This is a genomic window from Sphingomonas sp. CFBP 13733 (assembly GCF_014841795.1).
Lineage (GTDB): Bacteria > Pseudomonadota > Alphaproteobacteria > Sphingomonadales > Sphingomonadaceae > Sphingomonas > Sphingomonas aerolata.
In genome coordinates this window covers 983,957-1,003,363 of record NZ_JACYUP010000001.1, presented here as the reverse complement: position 1 = coordinate 1,003,363, position 19,407 = coordinate 983,957, and the positions used below count along the sequence as shown (strand labels likewise).

At 67.3% G+C, this 19,407-nt stretch carries 14 protein-coding genes and 2 pseudogenes; 4 read left to right on the top strand and 12 right to left on the bottom strand.

All coding sequences use genetic code 11. From position 1 onward, the window contains the following. The 11 genes from IFT71_RS21200 to IFT71_RS04165 all read right to left on the bottom strand — a co-directional run. The coding region (locus IFT71_RS21200; protein ID WP_206757439.1) for a hypothetical protein at positions 1–217 on the bottom strand (217 nt) is incomplete at its 3' end. An 818-nt stretch (positions 218–1,035) separates the two neighbouring features. Continuing rightward, entirely contained in the window at positions 1,036–3,621 is a 2,586-nt protein-coding gene (locus IFT71_RS04210) for a cation-translocating P-type ATPase (protein WP_192139204.1), read from the bottom strand. Continuing rightward, positions 3,622–4,437, bottom strand: a complete 816-nt coding sequence (locus tag IFT71_RS04205) for a universal stress protein (RefSeq protein ID WP_192139203.1) — start codon at positions 4,435–4,437, stop codon at positions 3,622–3,624. 398 nt (positions 4,438–4,835) lie between these two features. Next, positions 4,836–6,947 (bottom strand): ATP-binding cassette domain-containing protein, encoded by a 2,112-nt coding sequence (locus tag IFT71_RS21825; protein WP_192139202.1) that lies wholly within the window; start codon positions 6,945–6,947, stop codon positions 4,836–4,838. Then, complete coding sequence (locus IFT71_RS04195; protein ID WP_192139201.1) at positions 6,944–9,550, bottom strand: cysteine peptidase family C39 domain-containing protein; 2,607 nt, start codon at positions 9,548–9,550, stop codon at positions 6,944–6,946. Before IFT71_RS04195 ends, IFT71_RS21825 begins: the two co-directional genes overlap by 4 nt. After that, the gene (locus tag IFT71_RS04190) at positions 9,547–10,695 is read right to left on the bottom strand and encodes an HlyD family secretion protein (protein WP_192139200.1); all 1,149 of its coding nucleotides are present in this window, start codon (positions 10,693–10,695) and stop codon (positions 9,547–9,549) included. The genes IFT71_RS04195 and IFT71_RS04190 overlap by 4 nt, the downstream gene beginning before the upstream one ends. Positions 10,696–10,702: 7 nt before the next feature. Further along, positions 10,703–12,142: an efflux transporter outer membrane subunit gene (locus IFT71_RS04185; RefSeq protein ID WP_192139199.1), complete on the bottom strand. Its 1,440-nt coding sequence runs from the start codon at positions 12,140–12,142 to the stop codon at positions 10,703–10,705. 311 nt (positions 12,143–12,453) lie between these two features. After that, positions 12,454–13,080, bottom strand: coding sequence for a TorF family putative porin (locus IFT71_RS04180; protein WP_192139198.1), 627 nt, complete (start codon positions 13,078–13,080; stop codon positions 12,454–12,456). A gap of 67 nt (positions 13,081–13,147) precedes the next feature. Beyond that, entirely contained in the window at positions 13,148–14,392 is a 1,245-nt protein-coding gene (locus tag IFT71_RS04175) for a S8 family peptidase (RefSeq protein ID WP_192139197.1), read from the bottom strand. Next, positions 14,389–15,060: a zf-HC2 domain-containing protein gene (locus IFT71_RS04170; protein WP_192139196.1), complete on the bottom strand. Its 672-nt coding sequence runs from the start codon at positions 15,058–15,060 to the stop codon at positions 14,389–14,391. The genes IFT71_RS04175 and IFT71_RS04170 overlap by 4 nt, the downstream gene beginning before the upstream one ends. A 9-nt stretch (positions 15,061–15,069) precedes the next feature. After that, positions 15,070–15,660, bottom strand: a complete 591-nt coding sequence (locus IFT71_RS04165) for an RNA polymerase sigma factor (RefSeq protein WP_342212588.1) — start codon at positions 15,658–15,660, stop codon at positions 15,070–15,072. 379 nt (positions 15,661–16,039) lie between these two features. Between IFT71_RS04165 and IFT71_RS04160 the strand changes: the two are divergent. From IFT71_RS04160 to IFT71_RS04155, 3 genes and pseudogenes are all read left to right on the top strand, one after another. Further along, positions 16,040–16,590, top strand: a pseudogene (locus IFT71_RS04160) (transposase); the annotation flags it as partial. A gap of 57 nt (positions 16,591–16,647) precedes the next feature. After that, positions 16,648–16,908 carry a transposase gene (locus IFT71_RS21340; RefSeq protein ID WP_342212592.1) on the top strand — a complete coding sequence of 87 codons (261 nt, stop codon included), beginning with the start codon at positions 16,648–16,650 and terminating at the stop codon, positions 16,906–16,908. Next, the gene (locus IFT71_RS04155) at positions 16,848–17,252 is read left to right on the top strand and encodes an IS3 family transposase (RefSeq protein WP_342212587.1); all 405 of its coding nucleotides are present in this window, start codon (positions 16,848–16,850) and stop codon (positions 17,250–17,252) included. Before IFT71_RS21340 ends, IFT71_RS04155 begins: the two co-directional genes overlap by 61 nt. Here the strand turns inward: IFT71_RS04155 and IFT71_RS21335 are convergent. Further along, a pseudogene (locus tag IFT71_RS21335) lies at positions 17,234–17,403 on the bottom strand (IS3 family transposase); the annotation flags it as partial. The gene IFT71_RS04155 and the pseudogene IFT71_RS21335 sit on opposite strands and share 19 nt — an antisense overlap. A 76-nt stretch (positions 17,404–17,479) precedes the next feature. On the opposite strand from IFT71_RS21335, the gene IFT71_RS04150 reads away from it, so the two are divergent. Continuing rightward, positions 17,480–19,192, top strand: a complete 1,713-nt coding sequence (locus IFT71_RS04150) for a methyl-accepting chemotaxis protein (protein WP_206757438.1) — start codon at positions 17,480–17,482, stop codon at positions 19,190–19,192. Positions 19,193–19,407: the final 215 nt, after the last annotated feature.

Here is a 19,407-nt window from a genome sequence, read left to right as displayed (position 1 = left end):
ATCCTGTCCCCGCAACCAAATTCATTCGCAACGCCTCCGAGGGAATCCCCGCGGAGGCTTTTTGCGTTTCCGCTCCAGCGCTTAGCTCTAGCATTGACGCAAACTCGCCGCGAAGATGGATCGTAAGTACGCCGTTTTCCGGTTTTGACACCACGGTGTCGATCAGCGAACGGATGCGCTCGAACGCCTGTGCCTTCAGCGAATCGTCCGGGAACACTGCGGTAAGCTGTTAGACCCTCTCGCGATAAAGGTGTCGGCATAGACGATGTCGATACCGCTTGCCGCCACCGCTGCCACCAGCGCCTTCACGGTCGCGGCCGCGTGCTGGTCGCGACTGCCTTGCGTTCCGCATTATGCAAGCGCGCGAGTTCGCGTACCGGCAGGCGTGCAGGCTTCAGCGCGAGATCTTGGAGCGGAGAGGGCGGCTAGGACGGTATCCTCCCCGACCGGGAACCGCCGTCAACACGTCTCCAACCTCCCCACAGAATTACGATCCATGCCGCTTGATCTTGCTCTGTTCCCCCGATCGAACACGTCGCAATCCGTTAACCAACGGTCTTCGGTGCCACCGACGTCGCCGCGTTCTTCGCGTAGCTGTGGTGTCAGAATATGCACCGGCGAGAACGACCCAAACCTGGACATTCGCGCATCCTCCCCCGCTACCCGACCTTGCACAATCGCTCATCTCCCTGATCACCACGTCCTCATTAGTATGGTGACTGGGAAGGAAACGACGACATCCGGCGTTTTCGCGAAGCGCAGACGCGAATGATCTGCTGCCGTCAGCCGACAATCCTGCCTCCCATCGCTAGATCTGATCGCATCCAAACGCCCCGTGGTCACAACTGCGTACACGGCGTTTGACCGCCGGCCGGAGCAGCCAAGCATGGGCGACTCCAGAAACTCCTAGCGATTGCAGCTTAGAGGCGCGCCACTAAGCAAAGCGATCGACCAGAAAACCCGATGGTTCGTCTGCCCAACAGAGCAAAGGTAAACGGGCAGGCCGGCGGGGGCTTGTGCCTGAAAAAGCGTCGATCATTGCACGACAAGGGCTCGACTGCCCGGATCGCTCCGCCTACGCGGCGTCGCCTTGCGGATCAGCGGCTTGCACGCTTCGAGTATGGCGAGCAGTCCGATGCCCATGCCGAGCGCCAGCGTCATATCGCTCCAGGCGATCAAGCCGAACTTCAGCAGAATCTGCGCACGGGGCAGAAACAGGATCAGACCGGTTACGCAGACAATCGCTGCGACGACATAGCGGAGCGCTGCATTGTGGCGGACCAGCGCATCGCGCATCGACGCGCTGAACGACCGGTTCACCAGGATCAGCGCGAGGATTTCGGCGATCAGCGCAAAGAAAATTAACGCGCGAAGCTCGCGCTCCGGCATCCCGGCCGCTTGCTCGATTATAAACACTGCCGCCAGCATGGCGAAGGCAAGCCCGCCCTGGAACACGCTCCAGACAATCATCGGCATGGAGAACAGCGCCTCGGACGGCGCGCGTGGCGGGCGGCGCATGATGTCTTCCTCGTCCCGCTCGGCCTCGAACACGAGGGTGCAGACCGGATCGATCACCATTTCGAGCAGGGCGACATGGATCGGCCCGAACAGGATCGGCATGCCGAAGAACAGCGGCAGCAGCGCAAGCCCGGCGATCGGCACGTGCACCGCAAAGATGAACGCCATCGCCTTGCGGATATTGTCGTAGATCCGTCGGCCCAGCCTCACCGATTGGGCGATCGCGCCGAAGTCGTCATCGATCAGTATGATCGCGGCGGCTTGGCGCGCGACGTCCGTCCCGCGCCTGCCCATCGCCACACCGATATGCGCCGCCTTAAGCGAGGGCGCGTCGTTGACGCCGTCACCCGTCATCGCGACGATCTCCCCCGCGGCCCTGAATGCGTCGACGATGCGCAGCTTCTGCTCGGGCATTATCCGCGCGAACACCGTCACAGCTGGCAGCTGTGACGCGAGCTGGGCATCGTCGAGCGTCGTGAGGTCCGCGCCGGTCAGGACCTCGCCCTCGGCGATTCCCGCCTGCCGCGCGATCGAGCGCGCGGTCGCGGCATAATCGCCGGTGATCATCACGACACGAATTCCTGCGCGACGACACTCGGCAACCGCACCCGGAACACTGGCGCGGATCGGATCGGCCAGTCCGACCAGCCCGACCAGTTGATAGCGATAGCCGTGCTGCGTTTGCGCCCAGTCGCGATCCGGCGGTGCCGCGCTCGCGACGGCGAGGACGCGAATGCCGCGCACCGCCATGGCGTCGACCGCGGCGGTCATCGCTGCGTGTTGATCCGGGGCAAGCACGCACAGGCTGGCGATCGCCTCGGGCGCGCCCTTGGCCGCGATGCGTACAGCGTCGCCGTCGTCCCACACGTTCGACATCGCCAGCAATTCGGGACGCAGCGCATAGGCGTGGACGAGCGTTCCGGTGGATGGCGACCGCGCCACGACCGCGGACCACGCGTCGTGCAGCGCGATCTCCATCGGGTCGCTCGGCGCAATCGCACTGGCGCGCGCGGCGGTGGCGAGCAGCGCGTGATAGCCGGGCGTCACCGGCCTATTCCCCGCGAGCACGAGCGTCGCGGAAGAGGGCAACCAGAGCTCGGCGACCGACATGCGGTTTTCGGTCAGCGTGCCCGTCTTGTCGGTGCACAGGACCGTGGCCGATCCCAGCGTCTCGATCGCAGCCGCGCGGCGGGTGAGCACGCCGACCTTGCCGATCCGCCACGCTCCCATCGCCAGAAACACCGTCAGGACGACGGGAAACTCCTCCGGCAGCATCGCCATGCCGATCGCGATCCCGGCCAGCAGCGCCTCGATCCAGCCGCCGCGCAGCAGCCCGAACAACAAAACGACCAGTAGCGCGACCGCGCCGCCGCCGATCCCGCACCAGGTCACGATCCGGGTCGTCTCGCGGCGCAAACGCGGTACCTCGGTCTCCAGCCTCGCCAGCGACTGGCCGATCCGTCCCACCTCGGTGCGTGGCCCGATCGCGAGAACGCGTGCAAGCCCATTGCCGCGCGTGACGAGCGAGCCCGAATAGACGAAGGGTTGGCCTTCGCCACCGGGGCGGCGGGGCTCCGCGATAGCGGCATCCGCGGCCGGGAGCTTGCCCACGGGCAGCGATTCGCCGGTGAGGAGCGACTCGTCGGTCTGGAGATCGTCGGCGTCGAACAGCAGCGCATCGGCGGCGATCCGATCCCCCTGTTCGAGCACGAGGATATCGCCACACACCACCTCGCGCGCGGCGATGTGCTGCCGCGCACCATCGCGGACGACCTGCGCACGCGGTGCGGAGAGATCGCGCAATGCATCCAGCACATGCTCGGTGCGGCTTTCCTGGACCACCGTGACAACGATCGAAAACGTCGCGAAGGCGAGCAGGATCAGCGCTTCGGTAAGATCGCCGAGCAGCATATAGGCGACACCGCCGGCGAGCAGCAGCGCCAGCATCGGCTCGCGCAGCACGTCCAGCGCGAGCCGCAACACCGAATGGCGGTCGGCGCGCGGCAATTCATTGGGGCCGTCGCGTAAAAGCCGATCGGCGGCGACCGCGCTGGACAGTCTGCTGCGATCGGCATCGACGGACAGCGTGGCCGTGCCGGGCATTCAGTGCGCCATGAGAACGGGCAAACGCGGATCGTCGATCAGACTGCGCGTGACGCCGCCGAGCACGATCTCGCGCATCCGTGAATGCGCAAAGCCGCCGACAACGAGAAGGTCGGCACCGCGATCGAGCGCGAAGCTGGTCAGCCCGTCCTGCGCTTTCCCGCTCCGGTCGAGCGCATGCCCCTCGACGCCGAAACCGTGGCGGTGCAGCAGCGCGACGACCGGTTCGAGCGCGGTTTCCGGCTGATCGGCCAGACCGTGTTTAATCGCAACGACATCGATCCGCGCACCGGGCGCGGCGAGCCGGACGAGATTCTGCAAGGCGCGCATCGCAGTCGGCCCGGGCTTCCAGCCGAGCACGGCGTGACCGACGTTGCGGATCGAGCGGCCCGGCGGCAGCAGCAACAAGGGCGTGCCCGAGGCCATCAATACGGTCTCGATTGTCCGGCGGCGGAGCCAATCGATCGACCATGTCTCATGCGGACCGATCATGACGAGATCCGCGAGAGGCGCGCTGGCGCGGACGTCGCCCGGGATCCACCCGACATCGTCGCATTGCGACACGATCTCCGCTTGGCTGTCGGGCGGCAGGAGCGCGCGCAGGCTGCTGGCATGGTCGCGGACCAGTTGCCGCAGTTCGCTGGACAATGTGTACACCGTGCCGAACGGGGCAAGATTAGGCGACAGCATGGGAGCCGCGGTCAGGACATCGAAGATCATATGCGCCTGCCGGTGGTCGGCTACGCCAAGGACCCCGTCGATAAAGCTGCCACCGCGTACGGGGCCCTCCACGATTGCGAGAATTGTCTTGATCATGGCCACCTCGCTAGATCGGGCCAGCTTAGGTCACGGATCATGGGCTAGATTTACGTAGTTTACGCAGAGGCAAGCCGCGACGCGTTGCGATCGTCTCGGCCAGTCACGCCTCCCGCGCTTCGGCGTAGGGGTCGCTCTCGTAGGAAAAGAGCAGTCGGCGTGTGTGGGCCAGTCTACCGGACGAAGTAAGCGAGCATTGACCGATATGCGCACAAACGACCTGGATACCAATTTTTCGAAAGACATCTAAGGTACCAGCTGCCTCGAACCACAGACGGGGCACTCCCAGGCGGCTCGTAAAAGTCTGGCTTTCGCAGGGGTCGGTCCGAGATCTGACGATACCCTGAGGCTCCAATCGACGCGCTGAGCGGGACGCTGACACAGTTGAATATGCGCGTTCATCGATGCGTGATGACGACCAGGGCCTGCGACCGGCTGATCGCCGCGGCCAGGCATTGACCAAGACGCTGTGGATCCAGCGACGCGAAGCTCTCGTCGAGGATCGTGAGCGATGCGCGCTGCAGCAACGCACGCGCGAGGAAGATGCGGCTCCGCTCGCCATGCGACAACTGCCAGCCGGTCTCGCCCACCTGTTGCTCGATCCCGCCTGGCATCCGCGACAGCAGATCCCCCAGACCAAGCTCCTCGCATAACTCTGTCGCATCGGCGAGATCGGCGGACGTGGGCGGCCAGCTGCGCGCCATCAGCAAGTTGAAGGCGAGCGATCCTGACAGGATGTGGTTGTCGTGAAACTGCGGAGCGGCGGCGGCCAGACGGTGCCAGGCGTCGCCCCGCGTCGCCTTGTCGAGCCCGTCGAGCAGCAGCAGGCCCGATGTCGGCGTCTCCAGTCCGGTCAGCAATGCTGCCAGCGTGGACTTTCCGCCGCCCGATGCGCCGTCGAGCAGGATCTTCTCACCGTGCCTGATCGTCAGGTTCGCGCGATCGACGACTCGGCGATCGGCACCGGGATAGCGAAACATAAGGCCCTCGGCCTCGATCACCGGCCGGTCCTCGTCCGCAATCCCGTCGGTTCGCCGGGTCACGGTGACCGCCCCGCCGCGCGACGCGGCAACGAGCTCGCGCACCCGCGACCAGGCGATCGCGGCGCGTGCAAGTCCAGCCGAACCGCCAGCGATCCCGCCGAAAGCGCGCTGGCCGAGCAGCAGCCCGCCCAGACTTATCGCCAGCATCACGGGTGACGGCACCGGCTGTCCCGCAAAGGCCGGGACGAGGGCGGCGATGCCCGCCAGCAGCCAGATCGATGGCAGCGCGGTGACGCCGACGATGCTCGCGCCATCCATCGCCGCCGATGTCGTGAGATAGCGCTGCACCACCGCGTCGTCCTGCGCGTCCCGGCGCGCAGCGCGGTCCTGGGCCAACCGGGTCCGATGTCCGACCATCGCCTCGATAAGCGCGTTGGTCATGTCCAGACGTTCCCCCGACCACTGACGCATCCGCACGAAATACCGCCAGCCAAGCAACCCGGTCAGCACGACCCAGCCGACCAGTAGGGTCAGATGCGCGGCCGGCGCTGCGCCATGGGCGAGAACCCATGCGGCGAAGACGAGTTCGATCCCTGCCAGCAGCACCCCGATACCGCCGTTGAAGGTGAGCGCCTCGAGCGCCTGCGCCTCGATCACGCGACCGATCATCTGGCCGACACCGCTTCGCTTGATCGCGTCGGGTCGCAACGCGAGCGCGCCAGCGAGCAGCCGCGCCTTCATGATCCGTCCGAGGTCGACCGCAAGGCTCGCCTCGCACCACGCGCTCGCGGTCTGCGCAACGACGGCGCTGAGCAGGATCACCATCCAGCCGAGCAGCCAGCCGGAATCGACCTTGCCCGCCAGAACGCCTTCGCCGATCACCCGCCACCCTGCGATCTCCAGCACGTAGAGTGCGACGAACGCCGCAACGATCAGCGCGAGCGTGCGCAGGCTGCCGTCCAGCCGCATCTGCCGCCAGACCGGTGCGGAGGCCGGCGCGCGGAGCAGGCTGATCCCGCCGATCCGTTCGGCCTGCAGCCGTTCGTGGAGCAGCGCGGCCGCGGCGCGCGGACGACGGCGTGGCTGGATCATCGCGCGATCGAGCAGCTCGTCGACCGCCGCGCGGTGTTCTGCGGCGACCGGCTCGACGAGGCGATCGCGCAGCGTCTCGAAGGGTACGCGGCGACGGTGCGCATGCCGATCGAGCAGCAGCACGCCGCCGCGTCGCCGGCCGGCAAGCGCGAAGAAGCCCGGGCCCTCCGCCGTGTCATCCAGCAGGATCGCGGGCCCGCCGCTTGCCAGCACGGCGTCGATCGCGGCGGCCGGTGTCTCGACGTCGACCGCCTCGACTCCCAGCCGCGCCGCCGCCCATTCGGTCCACCTTGGCACGTCCTCGAGCGCGAAGGCGGCGGGGACGACCATCGGATCGGTCGGCGGGTCGCGGATCAGTCCGGCATCCAGCGCCAGCGCCTCGATCGCCTCGCCGAGCCGGGCAAGCGGCCACCAATTGGGGGCGAGATCGGTCACGGTGCGCGCTCCACGACCAGCCCATCGACCATCGTCAGTTGCCGCCACGCCGTGCCTTCATGCAGCGCATCCTGCACCGCTGCTTCCGCGTCGAGCAGGTCGCGGTAGCGCGACGGGGCCGCGGCGAGCACCGCCGGCGCGCCGTCCTCGACCAGCCGGCCGTCCTCGATCACGAGGACGCGATCGAACGCCCGCGTTTCCGCGAGATCATGGGTGACGCACAGCAGCGTCGTCTCGCGCCACCATGCGCGCGCTTCGGCGAGCAGAGTCTCGCGCTGACCACGATCGAGCCCGCGAAATGGCTCGTCGAGCAGTACCAGCCTGGGATCGGCGACCATCAGCGCCCGCCCCAACCGGACGCGTTGTCCCTCGCCGCCCGACAACAGTCCGCCGCCCTCGCCGAGTATCGTCTGCAGTCCTTCGGGCAGCACGCGCGCGATCCCGCGCAGCCGCGCCGCCGCCATCACGGGCCCGACCTGACCGATCGCGTCGTCGGTCGCGGCGTAGAGCAGGTTGTCGAACAGCGAGCAGTTCCACAGCTGGATCGCCGGATCGACCCAGGCCGTCGTCGCGCGCAACGCCACCGCGCAGAGCGGTGCCCCATCGATCGTGACAGTTCCTGCCGCGGGCACATGCCAGCCGAGCAGGACGCCCAGCAGCGTCGACTTGCCCGCCCCCGAGGTGCCGACGATCGCGACATGCTCGCCTGGCGCGATGCGGACGCTGAGCCCGGTCAGGATCGGATGCCCGCCTGCGATGACATCGACCGCGTCGAACACGATCGCGGCGGGACCCTCGCCGGTCGGCGCAGGGCCGGCGATTGGCTCTTCCCGGGCATCGAGCGGCTCAACGAGGCGGAGCAGGACGTTGCGCTGGCCCGGGTAACTTTGCGCGAGCCCGGCAAGCCGCGATCCCAGGCCCGGAAGCTTCAGCGCCCAGAACACCAGCAGCAGGTCCGCACCGCCGACACCGCGCCCGCGCGACAGATGGCTCACGACCAGCGCCGCCGCCGCCATAGTGCCGATCAAAGCCTGTGCGCCGTCCGCCGTCACTGCGGTGCGCGCGAGCCTGCGCATCGCATGCGCCCATTCGACCAGCAGCCCCTCGTGCTGGCGCGCCACCGCGCGCTGCGCGCCGTGCGCGCGGATCGGAGCGAGGCCGAGGATCGCGTCGAGATAAAAGCCATGGAGCGCGCCTGCGTGATTGCGGACACGCAGGTCGCGTTCGTTGAGCACCGGCTGGATCGCGAGCGGCATCGCGATCGTCAGCAGCGCGACGCCAATTGCGGCAAGGCCGCTGTCCGGGGCGATCAGCCCAATCGCAAGCGCGGTCAGGGCAAGTTCGAACACGGTCTCGACGAAGCGCAGACCGATGCCGGGAACACTGCGGATCCCGTGAATATTGTGGCTCCGGTCCGCCATGTCGCTGATCGGGCGGCTTTGGAAATAGCGATCGGCCAGCCGCGGCAGCTTTGCGAGCAGCGCAATCCGCAGCCGCACTTCCAGCGCCCGTCCCATCCGCAGTGCCGCCGATCCCGTCGCCAGTTCGATCGTGAGCAGCACCGCGATGAACACGAGCAGCGCGACTCCAGCGGTCAGCCGGTCCAGCCCCATCGGCAGCCGCTGCGCAACGTCGATCAGTCCGCGGAACAGCAGCGCCTCGAGCATCAGCGCGCCCGCCGCGAGCGCCGTGGCGAACAGCAGCGCTACCGGCGCGACCAGGCCGTCGGCCCGCAGCATCGCAACCAGCGTCCGGAGCGGCGTGGCGGGCGGCTCGGCGAGCGCGGCGGCGAGTTCGGGCGGAAGATCGCTGGCGGGTGCGGCGGCGGTATGCCTGCCGGCGATGGTCACCAGCACCGCCCCGCGCACCACCGCGTCGTCCCCGGCGGGGACCGCGCTCCAATAGGCTTCGGGGATCGCCGTGAACGGATCGGCTGCGGCGCGATCGGCGAGCGTCGCGATCAGTCGCGCGGCATCCGATCCGGGCGGCAGCGCGTGCGCGTCGACCATCGCCGTCACCAGCCGTATCGCTGCATCGATCGCGGCGGCGTGCTGCCAGTCCGCAGCGGTGACGGTAGCAAGCAGCCGATCCGCCGTTCCGCCCGCGACGCCGATCGCGGCAAGGCGTTCGCGCCACGCCGTCGCTGCCTCCGCCGAGCGTGCCCATCCGTGCCAGGCCGCCGCGGGGACGCGCGTGCCATGCCGGTAGATCGCGGCGCGGAACGTCGCCTCGCGCAGCCAGCGTCGTCCGATTGCCGGGTCCATCACCTGCACCCAGCCGCGAACCCGCCGCCACAGCACGACGAAATGCGTGGCCTCATCGGCATGGCGGACGACGACGATCGCGGGCAGCGTTGTGCTGGCGAGCATCACATGGTCGGCGGGAACCAGCACCTGCTCCGCCGCCAGGCCGAGATGGTTGGCGACGGCTTCGATCGTGTCGATCGACGTGCCGTCGACGCTGGTCTGGCACGCCTCGCGCAGCCGCCCGTAGCTGACCGGGATGCCGTGCCCCTCGAGCAGGCACTTGAGAGCCGCCGGGCCGCAATCCATGCTCGATGTCTGGACGACTTCGGGGGCGAGCCATCGCCGCGGACCGCTCATCGCAGCGCCCCGCCTGCGGTCCGCATCAGCAACCGCGCAGGCGAGACATGCTCGACCGCCACCTCGACCGACCCTGCAAGCCCGTGCGCCAGCGCGACGCCGCGGATGGCGCCGCGTGCCGCGGACAGCTCGACCCGCATCCGGCCGTCGCGCAGCTCGCTGGCGACACGCTCGACCCGTGCTGGCACGACGCCATATTCGGTCCAGGGATACCCCGCGAGGCGAAGCGTGGCGCGCTGACCCGGACGGATCCGGCCCAGTCCGTTTGCCGGATCGAACGCCGCGACAACGATCAGGTCGCCGGCCGGGAGGATCGTCGCGAGCCGCTGACCTGCCACAACGATCGCGCCTGGGGCGACCGCCTGGACATCCGCGACGACCCCCGACACCGGCGCGCGAACCACGCGACCGGCAATGTCGATACGCAGTTGCGTGGCCAGCGCCGCGGTCGATGCCTGGTCGTCGGCCAGGGCGAGGCGCATGCGTTCAAGCTCCTCGCGGTGCGCGCTGTTCCGGCCGCCGCGGGACTGTGCTTCGGTTGCGATGCGGCGTGCGTCCTCGGCGAGTGCATCGCGCGAAGCAGCGGCACGGCGCGCATCGGCGCGGGTGCGGATGGCGTCGGCCTGCGACACGCCACCCGCCTCGCTATCCTCGACGTGACGTCGCGCGATATCCGCGGCAAGGCGCGAAGCTGCATCGGCTTCGGTCGCGCGGGCGCGCGCCGCGCGTGTTGCCGCCGCCGCGCTCGATCGATCCGCGCTGTCGGCCTCCCCAAGCAGCGCCATCTCACGGTCGAGCGACGCCAGACGTCGCGGATAGTCGCGCATTCGCCGCTCCGCCTCTGCGAGCCGGAGCCGCTGGGGTTCGGCATCGAGCGAGACCAGCGCGTCCCCGGCCGTCACGCGGCGCCCAATCGAGAGCCGCGTCGCGATCATCCGCCCCGATTGCGCGGGCGACACGGCTCGCGGGGCAGTGCCGACCTCGAGCCGCGCACTGGTCGACACCTCGTACAGCGTCACCGACGCCAGCGTGAACCACAGCAGCCAGATCGCGAGCAGGGCTGCTGCGACGGCAAGCGCGAATAGTGCCAGGCGCGGCGTCTCGCGAGCCAGCGCGTTATGTGTCCGGGCGAATGGTGTGGCCATGCCGCGATCACTGCCCCGCCGGAGCGAGGGTGGATGGCGGCGAAGACGTCGTCCGCCATCCACCGCCGAGCGCGCGGACAAGGCCGACGGTGGCGATCGCCCGCGCATGATGAAGCCGGACCAGCCGGGTTTGCGCGCCAAGATCCGCGCGTGCCGTGTCGAGCGACTCGAGCAGGCTGATCGCGCCGCGGGCGAGGCGCCGGGCGGCCAACTGCTCGCCGCGAAGGCTCGCATCTGCCGCTTCGCGCGCCACCGCCTCCTCCGCCGCAAGCAGGCGCGTGACTGCGAGCTGGTCCTCCACGTCACGAAACGCGCGCAGGATCGTGTCGCGCTGCTGCGCCTGGGCCAGCTCCTCCTCGGCCGCCGCCCTGCGGACGCGCGCGGCGGTACGCCCGCCGTCGAAGATCGGCAGCGAAAGGATCAGGTTGAAGCCGAACGTCTGCGCGGTCTGGGACAGGAGCTCGCCGAGCGTCGGCGAGGCCTGCCCGCCATTGCCCGTGAGCGCAAAGCCCGGAAACCACGCGGTCTTCGCGGCCCGATGCCGCAACCGCGCCGCCTCCACCGCATCCGCGACGGCCGCGACGTCCGGCCGTCGCAGGAGCATTTCGCTCGGCAGTCCGGCCGGGATCGTGGGAACCGTGAGGAGTTCCGGTGCGGCGCGACGGTCGGGGATTGCTGCGGCACCGACCAGCAGTGCCAGCGCATGCCGGGTCAGTGCGCGGTCGCGGTCGCGCGCGAGCAGGTCGGCGCGCAGCATGGCGAGTTCCACCTGTCGCCGATTGACGTCGCGCGCCGCGGCATTGCCGCGCGCGGCCTGTGCCGCAACGATCGCCAGCGCCCGCGCCGTCCGGTCGATCGCGCTGGCCAGGATGTCGCGCTCGCCATCGAGCGCGCGTAACGCGAAATAGGTCTGCGCAATCTCCGCCTGCACCGCGAGCCGCGCACCGGCCAACGTCGCCTCTGCGGCGCGCGCATCCAGCCGCGCCGCGCGCGCGGCCTTGCCAAGGCCGCCAAATAGGTCGGGCTCCCACGCCGCACGGAGGCCAAGCTCGAACAGACGGCCGTTTTCGCCGCTGGCGGTGGCAAGATTGCCTGACTGGTCGGTGACGCCGGCGATCGCGGAAACCCGCGGCAGCCGTTCGGCGGACGCCGTGCGGACGGCGGCCCGTGCGATCGAAAGCCGCGCCGCGATGATCGCGATGTCCGCGTTATCGATATTGCCCCGCGCGACGAGCGCGTCGAGCTCTGGCGAGCCGAAGATCGTCCACCAGTCCGTGCGCCAGGGCAGCGGGCTCGCGACGCGCTGTGCCTCGGCATAGGTCGGGGGCACGTCCGCTGCGTCAGCGGCCGCCGCGATGCCGAGCACGCTGGCGACGAGAAGGGGGATTGCGTGCCGGACGCGGAGATGGCCGGAACAAGTCCGGCCATCTCGTCTGGAAACGATCATCTGAGATCGCAACCGCAGCGGGTCAGGCGTGCGGCTTGGGATCGTCCCTGCCACGACCGCGACGGATGTGGCCGGCGGGATCATCGGCGCCGCGTTTGCCGGCGTGCAGATCGGTCTGGATCTTCATGCTTCTTCTCCTGACATGCCGCGCAGCAAGACTCCGCGGCGGGTTTCGGTGGGTCGGATCCTGTCGAAAATGGGCGTTCTTGCGTCGCTCGAAGGTTTTTCCAACCGCATCCCATCACCGCTGCAGGCGGTGACATGCGTTAGTGTCGCGCGCGCGAAAAACGGTTCAACCCATTGGAACTTTTTTAGAAACTGCGTCTCGCACCGAGGATGAGGCCGCTCTGGCAGCGTCCGCTGTCATGGTTTGGGCCATTGCCTGCCCATTGCACGGTGATGGCGAGCCTATCGAACCGGCGCGCGACACCCAGTCGCCAGTCGAGCTCGATGAACCGCGGCCTGCCGGGATCGCGCGGTGGCGTCAGGACCCCGCCATGGCCCGCCAGGGACCAGGGGCCGTGCTCGACCAGCGTCGCGTTGACGTCGACATAGGCCGCTTCGCCGCCGCGACCGTCATAATCGGGCGTCAGGTAGAGATGCGACTGCACGCGCCGCCCGATCAGTCCGACATAGGCTTCGGTCAAACGGCGTGCATAGTCGCCGGTAAAGAACCGGCTATAGACCCGATTGGTGATGCCGATGTCGAAGGTCAGCGCGCCGTTGAGACGTCTGGCGTAACCGACATACTGTACCGAACGGTGCGGCCGGACGCCGCTGTCTCGCGTCGCAACGACCGTCGCCGAAATACCGGCATAAAGCCCACGGACATCGTCATAGGCCAGCGTCGCGGTGCCGATCGGTCGGTCGCCGCTGACCGTTTGTCCGCGAAAGCGGTCATCCGATGCGACGGAAATCTCGAACCCGGTTTGCGCCATCGCAGGCACGGGGACGAGGCCGATTGAGCATATTGCAAGACCGTGCAGACCGCGCGCGCGCCGCCGCCTAATTCGGCACGGAACAGCGAGCGCTGCCGGACCGCGCCAGGTGTTGGAGCGTGTCGCACGCATCAATGACGCCGCCGCCGCTGCGCGCGGACACGAAAGCCTGGCCCGTCTTGCCGGGGCGCAATTCCTGCATGAGCGCCATCAGCCCGCTGACATGCGCGGCCGCATAAGAATTTCCACTGACCAGATACCATCGACCGCCCGGCTCCGTGGTCGGCACGTCCCGCCCGGGGGCAATGTAAACCCCGGTTCGCGTTCCCGCCACTCCATCGTCCGCGACCGCGACAACGCCGGGCAGCGCCGCCGGGAAGCCCGAGCCCGTCTCGGGATCGACCGCCGCGACGAACGCGACGCCGCGCGCGATGCCGACCTGGACGAGCCGGGCGAGCAGCTGATCGAACGGCCCTGTCAGGCTGAGATTGACGACGCGCGCCTTGCGCTCGATCGCGAAGGTCAGCGCCTTGGCGAGGCTCAGCGTGTCGCAGATCGTTCCTGCGGTGCCGCCGGGTTGCCAGCATGCGCGCAGCCCCATGAGGCGCGCACCAGGCGCAATACCCGCGATTCCGACCGCGTTGTTCGCCCGCGCGCCGATGATCCCTGCGACCCCGGTCCCATGGGTTTCTGCCCCCACGGTCGCGGCATCGGCGACAAAATCGCGATTGATCATCAATTGCCCGCGAAGATCGGGGTGGCCGGCATCGATCCCGCTGTCGATGATCGCCACCGTGATGCCGTTGCCGGTCGCCATCCGGTGGAGCGCCGCGAGCTGCCAGCCGCGCGTCGCGGGCTGGGCACGGAACAGGCGATCATTGTAAAAGGCCGGCGCCTGGCCCTGCGTCGCGTAGCGGTGGAGCGGCTGTGACCAGGCGACGCCTGAAAGGTGCGAAATCCGCTCGGCGGTTCCCTCGAGTGATCGGCCTTCGGGGACGATCATTACCATGCAGTCGATCCCAAGGATCGGCATCGGCCAGCCGGTCTCCAGCCGCAGCCCTTCCTTGCGCGCGATCCGCGCCGCCAGTCGGCGTCGCGCCTGTGCGCTCGTCGGATCACCGTAGCCGCCGCCATAGTCGGTGCCCGGGCGATAGTGCTCCGGGGCGAGCCGGAGCATAACCAGGATGCGGCGATCCACCATCGCGTCGGGGCTTTCCGATGGTGCGGCCGCCGCGCCTGCCGGGCTTTGCGCGCTTGCCATCGACGGGGTGGCCGTAATCGCGAGCGCGATGACTAGAAGCGCGCGGTTCATTTCGCGGGCGCCTGTTCGATCGGTTCCGCCATCGTCACGTCCGCGTCGCGCCGCAGCCGTGCAAGCGCCGCGCCGCCCGCGCCGCCCGGTACTGCGAGGACATAGGCGCCGGACGCGGTCGGCCCGTCGACCAGTCTCGCGCCGCTTGCCTGGAGCGCCCGACGGAACGCCGCCTCGCTCGCCTCGGGCCGAAACATCGCCAGCACATTGCCGCTGCGTGTTGCACCCGCGTCGCCCAGCACATGATACGCGCCCGGCCGCCCATCGGATCGCTGCGTCAGCGTCTGCGCGCCGAGCGCGAGTACGGCGACGAATTGCGCTGCGACCACCCAGCGTAGCGTCCGGGGGCGCATGACGGCGCGACGTACTGTGCGCAACGGATCGCGTGTGCGGTGTCGCGGCGCGGCCGTCGCGACCGACACGGTGCTCGTCGCGTCGAGCCGCGCCGCCATCGCCGCCCAGCTATCGCCGGTTTCACCCGTATCCCGCGCCACCGCATCCGCCAGATGCCGCTCCTGCACCAGATCCGCGCGGCACGCACCGCACTCGGCAAGATGCTCAGCGACGAGCGCATTCTCCACGGCATCCAGCTGCCCGGTGACGTACCAGGGCAGCAGCAGGTGCACCTCGGCATGCCGGTCGGTGGGGAAGGGAAGGATCTGGGTCATCGTCCTGTTCTAGAGCCAGTCCGACAGATCGCCGGGAAGGCTTTGCTTGAGGTGGCGGCGGGCGTGGAACATCCGCGTCTTCACGGTATCGACGGGGCAATCCATAATTTCGGCAATCTCGCGGTAGCTGAAGTCCTGGTAATAGGTCAGGTTGACGACGGCACGGTGCGACACGGACAAGCCTTCGATGGCTTCGGCAAGCGCCAGCTTCACGCGGAACGCCCGGCTGTTCTCCTCGGGTGTCGCCGCGTCGCTGGCGAGTGCTTCCGAGCGGTCGTCATCGACCGGCTCGTCCAGCTTGCGCAGCGCCGCGAGGCCCTGGCGATAGGCAATACCGAACATCCAGGTCGACAGCCGGCTCTCACCATTAAAGCCTCCGATCCGGTTCCACACGACCATCATGGTATCGTTCCGCACCTCCTCCACGAGATGCGGGCGGCGTAACAAATTGAGGAGGAAGCGTGACAATCGGGCGTCCCACGCGCGATAGAGCATCTCGAACGCCCGCCGATCGCGCGCACGGATGCGATCGATCAGCGCGGCCTCGCCGATACCGTGTCCGTCCTTGGCGCGCGGCGCCGCAGACCCGACCCCTGTCACTCCGGTCCTCCTGTTCGCCCCTTAGTGTCTGCCCGGCCGGAAATGGTTCAATCGCAACTTCGCATGGCGATACGATCAAGTCCTGGATGAGCGGTCCTCAGCGTTCACACGGGCCGATGCCTCGTTCACCTTGCCAGCAATCAGCGCGAGACGATAAGCCAATTCCGCTCACTCTCGCGAGCATGAACACGCGGCAGAAACGTTGCTCTTCGTGCCGTAACAGGACGGTCCGCATCCGAGCAAAAACCCGCTGCTTGGCCGCCTGAACGAACGTCCACTTGCGACGATAGTCACTCAAAAGCGACCGCACGCTTACCACCGAGGCTGTGTGAAAACGTCTTGATATGCTATGCTCGGCGGCGTCATCTGGAGACGTCGGATGGGTCGTTTCATCAAGGGGTGTGACCGCCGGGAGCAGCTTTTTCTGCCGCCCTGCGTGGACGATGACGCTGCGGAAGACAGCACCGTGCGCATTGTCGATGTGTTCGTCGACGAACTGGATCTGACGACGCTGGGGTTTGCCGACGCCGCTGCGACGGGTCGGCCAGGCTATCGTCCGGCGACGTTGCTCAAGCTCTACGTCTACGGCTATCTAAATCAGATTCCGTCGAGCCGACGCCTGGAGCGCGAGGCGGGCCGCAACGTCGAGCTGATGTGGGTGACGGGCAAGCTCGCACCGGATATCAAGACCGTCGCCGACTTTCGACGCGAACATGAGCTGCGATCCAGGCGGCCTGTCACCGGTTCGTGCTGTTGTGTCGGCAGCTCGGCCTCATCGCGGGCGGCACGGTCGCGGTGGACGGCAGCCGCTTTCGCGCGGTGAATGCGCGCGACCGTAACTTCACGCCTGTCACGATCCGGCGCCGGATGGATCAGGTCGACGCAAGCATCCAACGCTACCTAGGCATCCTCGACACCGCGGGAAAGCGTCGCGGCTGTCCCCGTTTCTTGGAAAATGCGACGAGGTCGGATCTGCTCCCCAAAATCATGCCATTGGGAAATTTGCTCGTCAGATGGAGACGAGTGATGCGGCGAGGCCGATTTGCCGGGGATTGGATCATTGGCGCGCTGCGCGAGTATGAGGTCGCCGTGAAGACCGCCGAGTTGTGCCGGAAGCACGGGATTAGTGACGCGACGTTCTACAACTGGAAGGCGAAATACGGCGCCATGACCGTGTCGGAGGCGGCATGGTTGCGGGCGCTCGAGGACAAGAACCGCCGGCTGAAGGATCTGCTGGGAAAAAACTGATCCGGTCTGCGGAGCGCTACGCTGCAGTGGAGAAGCTGATGGCGGACCATGGTTTCTCCGAGGGGCGTGCCTGCGGGTTCAATCGGTCGGCATGGCATTATGAGCCGCTTCGCGGGCAGGACGATGCTGCCCGCGTCCGGATGCGCAAGATCGCGAACGAGCGTCGTCGGTTCGGCTACCGGCGGCTGGCGATCCTGCTCAGGCGCGAGAGAAGAGGCATGAACCTGAAAAAGGTGTATCGGTTGTATCGCGAGGAGCGGGTGACGGTGCGCAAGCGTAGCGGCCGCGAGCGCGCGCTTGGGACGCGACCGCCGGTCGCCTTCATCCCCCGGCACGAGCGATAGCGCATTCTCGTGCGATCCGCTTCGACGACAGCATACGCCCGCCGCTCGCTCATCCCCAGCACCGTCCAGAGATGCGCGACTGCTTGCTGCTTCACGGCAGGCGTCATCGTTTTTTTGAGAACAGGTCTTTCCGGCCTGCGTTGTTCAGCATCTGTCATACAGAGTTAAGATGCGCGCCGTAGCGGCCGCCTATGACAAATCGAACGTTAAGACTCTGGTCGCAGAGCATGGTCGCACGACTGATGGTACCCGTCGCCATCATGCTGGGGCTGGTGTGCCTGCTGGGCCTGATCGGGCACGGTACCAGAGAGCGTGTTCAGACGGCGCGCGATGCCGCGAATGCCGTCCAGACCGTTCGGATCAACCTGATCGAGGTGCGGTCGATCAGCCGTTCGTTGCAGCGTGACGCGCTGAACCTACTGCTCGAACGCGATCCTCGCGCACTTGCGATTATCCATGGGAAATTCGCGAAACGTTCAATCCAGATGCGGACGCAGCTTGCCCAACTGGTGAGTAACCCCATCGCGGGGTTGAGTGCACGGAGCCCATATATCGCCAGTCAGATTATCGTATTACGTCAGTTGGCGATCATGGCTGACAACGCCACGAGGAATCGCCAGGATCGGGCTTGGACCGTCTTTCGCGATGACGTCCGTCCCAACGAGCGGATGGCATCCAAAATCGCCGATACCCTCATCGCGTCCCAGGAAGACGAGGTCGAGCGTCTGTTCCGCACCGCCCATGATATGGAAAGGCAAGAAGTCGCAATCAGTGTCGCGGCAGGCGTCCTCCTGTTCGCACTGTCCGCATATGGCACGGTGGTGATCGTCCAACGGACCATTGTCCGCCCGTTGCTGGACATCGAACACACATTGGCGGTGATCGCCGAAGGAAATGCAGAAGGTCGCACGCCGCATGCAGAACGAACCGATGAGATCGGTCGGATGTCACGCGCGATCGAAGTCTTTCGCGCCTCGGTCGTGGAGCGCGGACGGTTGGAAGCCGATAATGGCCGGCAGCGGTTGGCGGAGGTTCAGCGCGAACGTCAAATCGAGGATGCGCGGCGCACGGCAGAGACCGCCGAGGCGGAACGTGACCGTATCGTCCGACAGGCCGCAACCACGTTGGAAGGCGAGATAGCGAACGTGCTTGCCGAACTTCGCGGAGCAGCCGGGCAATTGTCCACGACATCGGGCGAACTCGAGGATCATTCGACCGACGCGACGCGCGAGCTTGGTAGTGTCGGCGTAGCCGTCAGGCGAGCGATCGACGGAGCGACGGATATTGCCGCGGCAACGACCCAGTTTATGGGCGCGATAAGTCTGTCCAGTCAGAGTACACGTCTGTCTGCCGATCTCAGCGCAGAGGCCGCGGACTGCGCAGCCCGGCTCGCACAGGATATGACCGACGTCCAGAATGAGGCCCGTGCGATTGGTGCCATCGTCGGAGTCATCAGGACCATTGCTGCACGAACCAAGCTCCTCGCACTGAACGCCGCTATGGAGGCGGCCCGTGTCGGCGAAGCCGGAAAGGGGTTTGCCGTCGTTGCCGACGCCGTGAAATCCTTGGCCGCGCAGACCGCGGAAGCGACGGGTGAGATTGCGGAGCAGATAGCTGGCATGCAACGCGGCACCGGCGCAGCCTATGCCGGTCTATTGCATATTCGCGCGATGGTCGAGGACATGGCTCGCGGCACCGATGATCTCGCGTCGAGCATTGGCGAACAGGCGCAGAGCGGCCAGGTCATCAGCCGGAACGTGGATGGAACTGCTACAGACCTCGACCTGATCGGGCGCCTGGTGACACAGGTATCCGTCGCGACGCAAAGCACGACGGGGATGGCAGCCAAGGTCCGCATGGACTCACGGCTGGTCGAAGACGGGGCATCGTCAATCGATGCCGCCCTGTTGCGCTTCTTCGAGACGCTGCACGCAACTTGAGGCTACGCGCCGTCGATCCGGAGCATCGCACGGGCGCGGTTCAGCGTAGACCGCTGCCCTCCAACGCGAGGACCGCGGCCCGCATTGCTACGATGCGATCGGCAGCCGTGGGCGAAAGCTCGCCCCAGGAAAATGCCGAACGGTCACGCGCGCCTTCGCGCCACATCCGCGCAGCGACATTGTCCAGATCCGCAGCGGTCGGGGACCGGCCCGTC

What these genes read in the sequence shown, in the direction of transcription:
- IFT71_RS04210 (WP_192139204.1), bottom strand. Translation starts at nt 3,621, where the DNA reads ATGCCCGGCACGGCCACGCTGTCCGTCGATGCCGATCGCAGCAGACTG.
- IFT71_RS04205 (WP_192139203.1), bottom strand. Translation starts at nt 4,437, where the DNA reads ATGATCAAGACAATTCTCGCAATCGTGGAGGGCCCCGTACGCGGTGGC.
- IFT71_RS04195 (WP_192139201.1), bottom strand. Translation starts at nt 9,550, where the DNA reads ATGAGCGGTCCGCGGCGATGGCTCGCCCCCGAAGTCGTCCAGACATCG.
- IFT71_RS04190 (WP_192139200.1), bottom strand. Translation starts at nt 10,695, where the DNA reads ATGGCCACACCATTCGCCCGGACACATAACGCGCTGGCTCGCGAGACG.
- IFT71_RS04185 (WP_192139199.1), bottom strand. Translation starts at nt 12,142, where the DNA reads ATGATCGTTTCCAGACGAGATGGCCGGACTTGTTCCGGCCATCTCCGC.
- IFT71_RS04180 (WP_192139198.1), bottom strand. Translation starts at nt 13,080, where the DNA reads ATGGCGCAAACCGGGTTCGAGATTTCCGTCGCATCGGATGACCGCTTT.
- IFT71_RS04175 (WP_192139197.1), bottom strand. Translation starts at nt 14,392, where the DNA reads ATGAACCGCGCGCTTCTAGTCATCGCGCTCGCGATTACGGCCACCCCG.
- IFT71_RS04170 (WP_192139196.1), bottom strand. Translation starts at nt 15,060, where the DNA reads ATGACCCAGATCCTTCCCTTCCCCACCGACCGGCATGCCGAGGTGCAC.
- IFT71_RS21340 (WP_342212592.1), top strand. Translation starts at nt 16,648, where the DNA reads ATGCCATTGGGAAATTTGCTCGTCAGATGGAGACGAGTGATGCGGCGA.
- IFT71_RS04155 (WP_342212587.1), top strand. Translation starts at nt 16,848, where the DNA reads ATGGTTGCGGGCGCTCGAGGACAAGAACCGCCGGCTGAAGGATCTGCT.
- IFT71_RS04150 (WP_206757438.1), top strand. Translation starts at nt 17,480, where the DNA reads ATGGTCGCACGACTGATGGTACCCGTCGCCATCATGCTGGGGCTGGTG.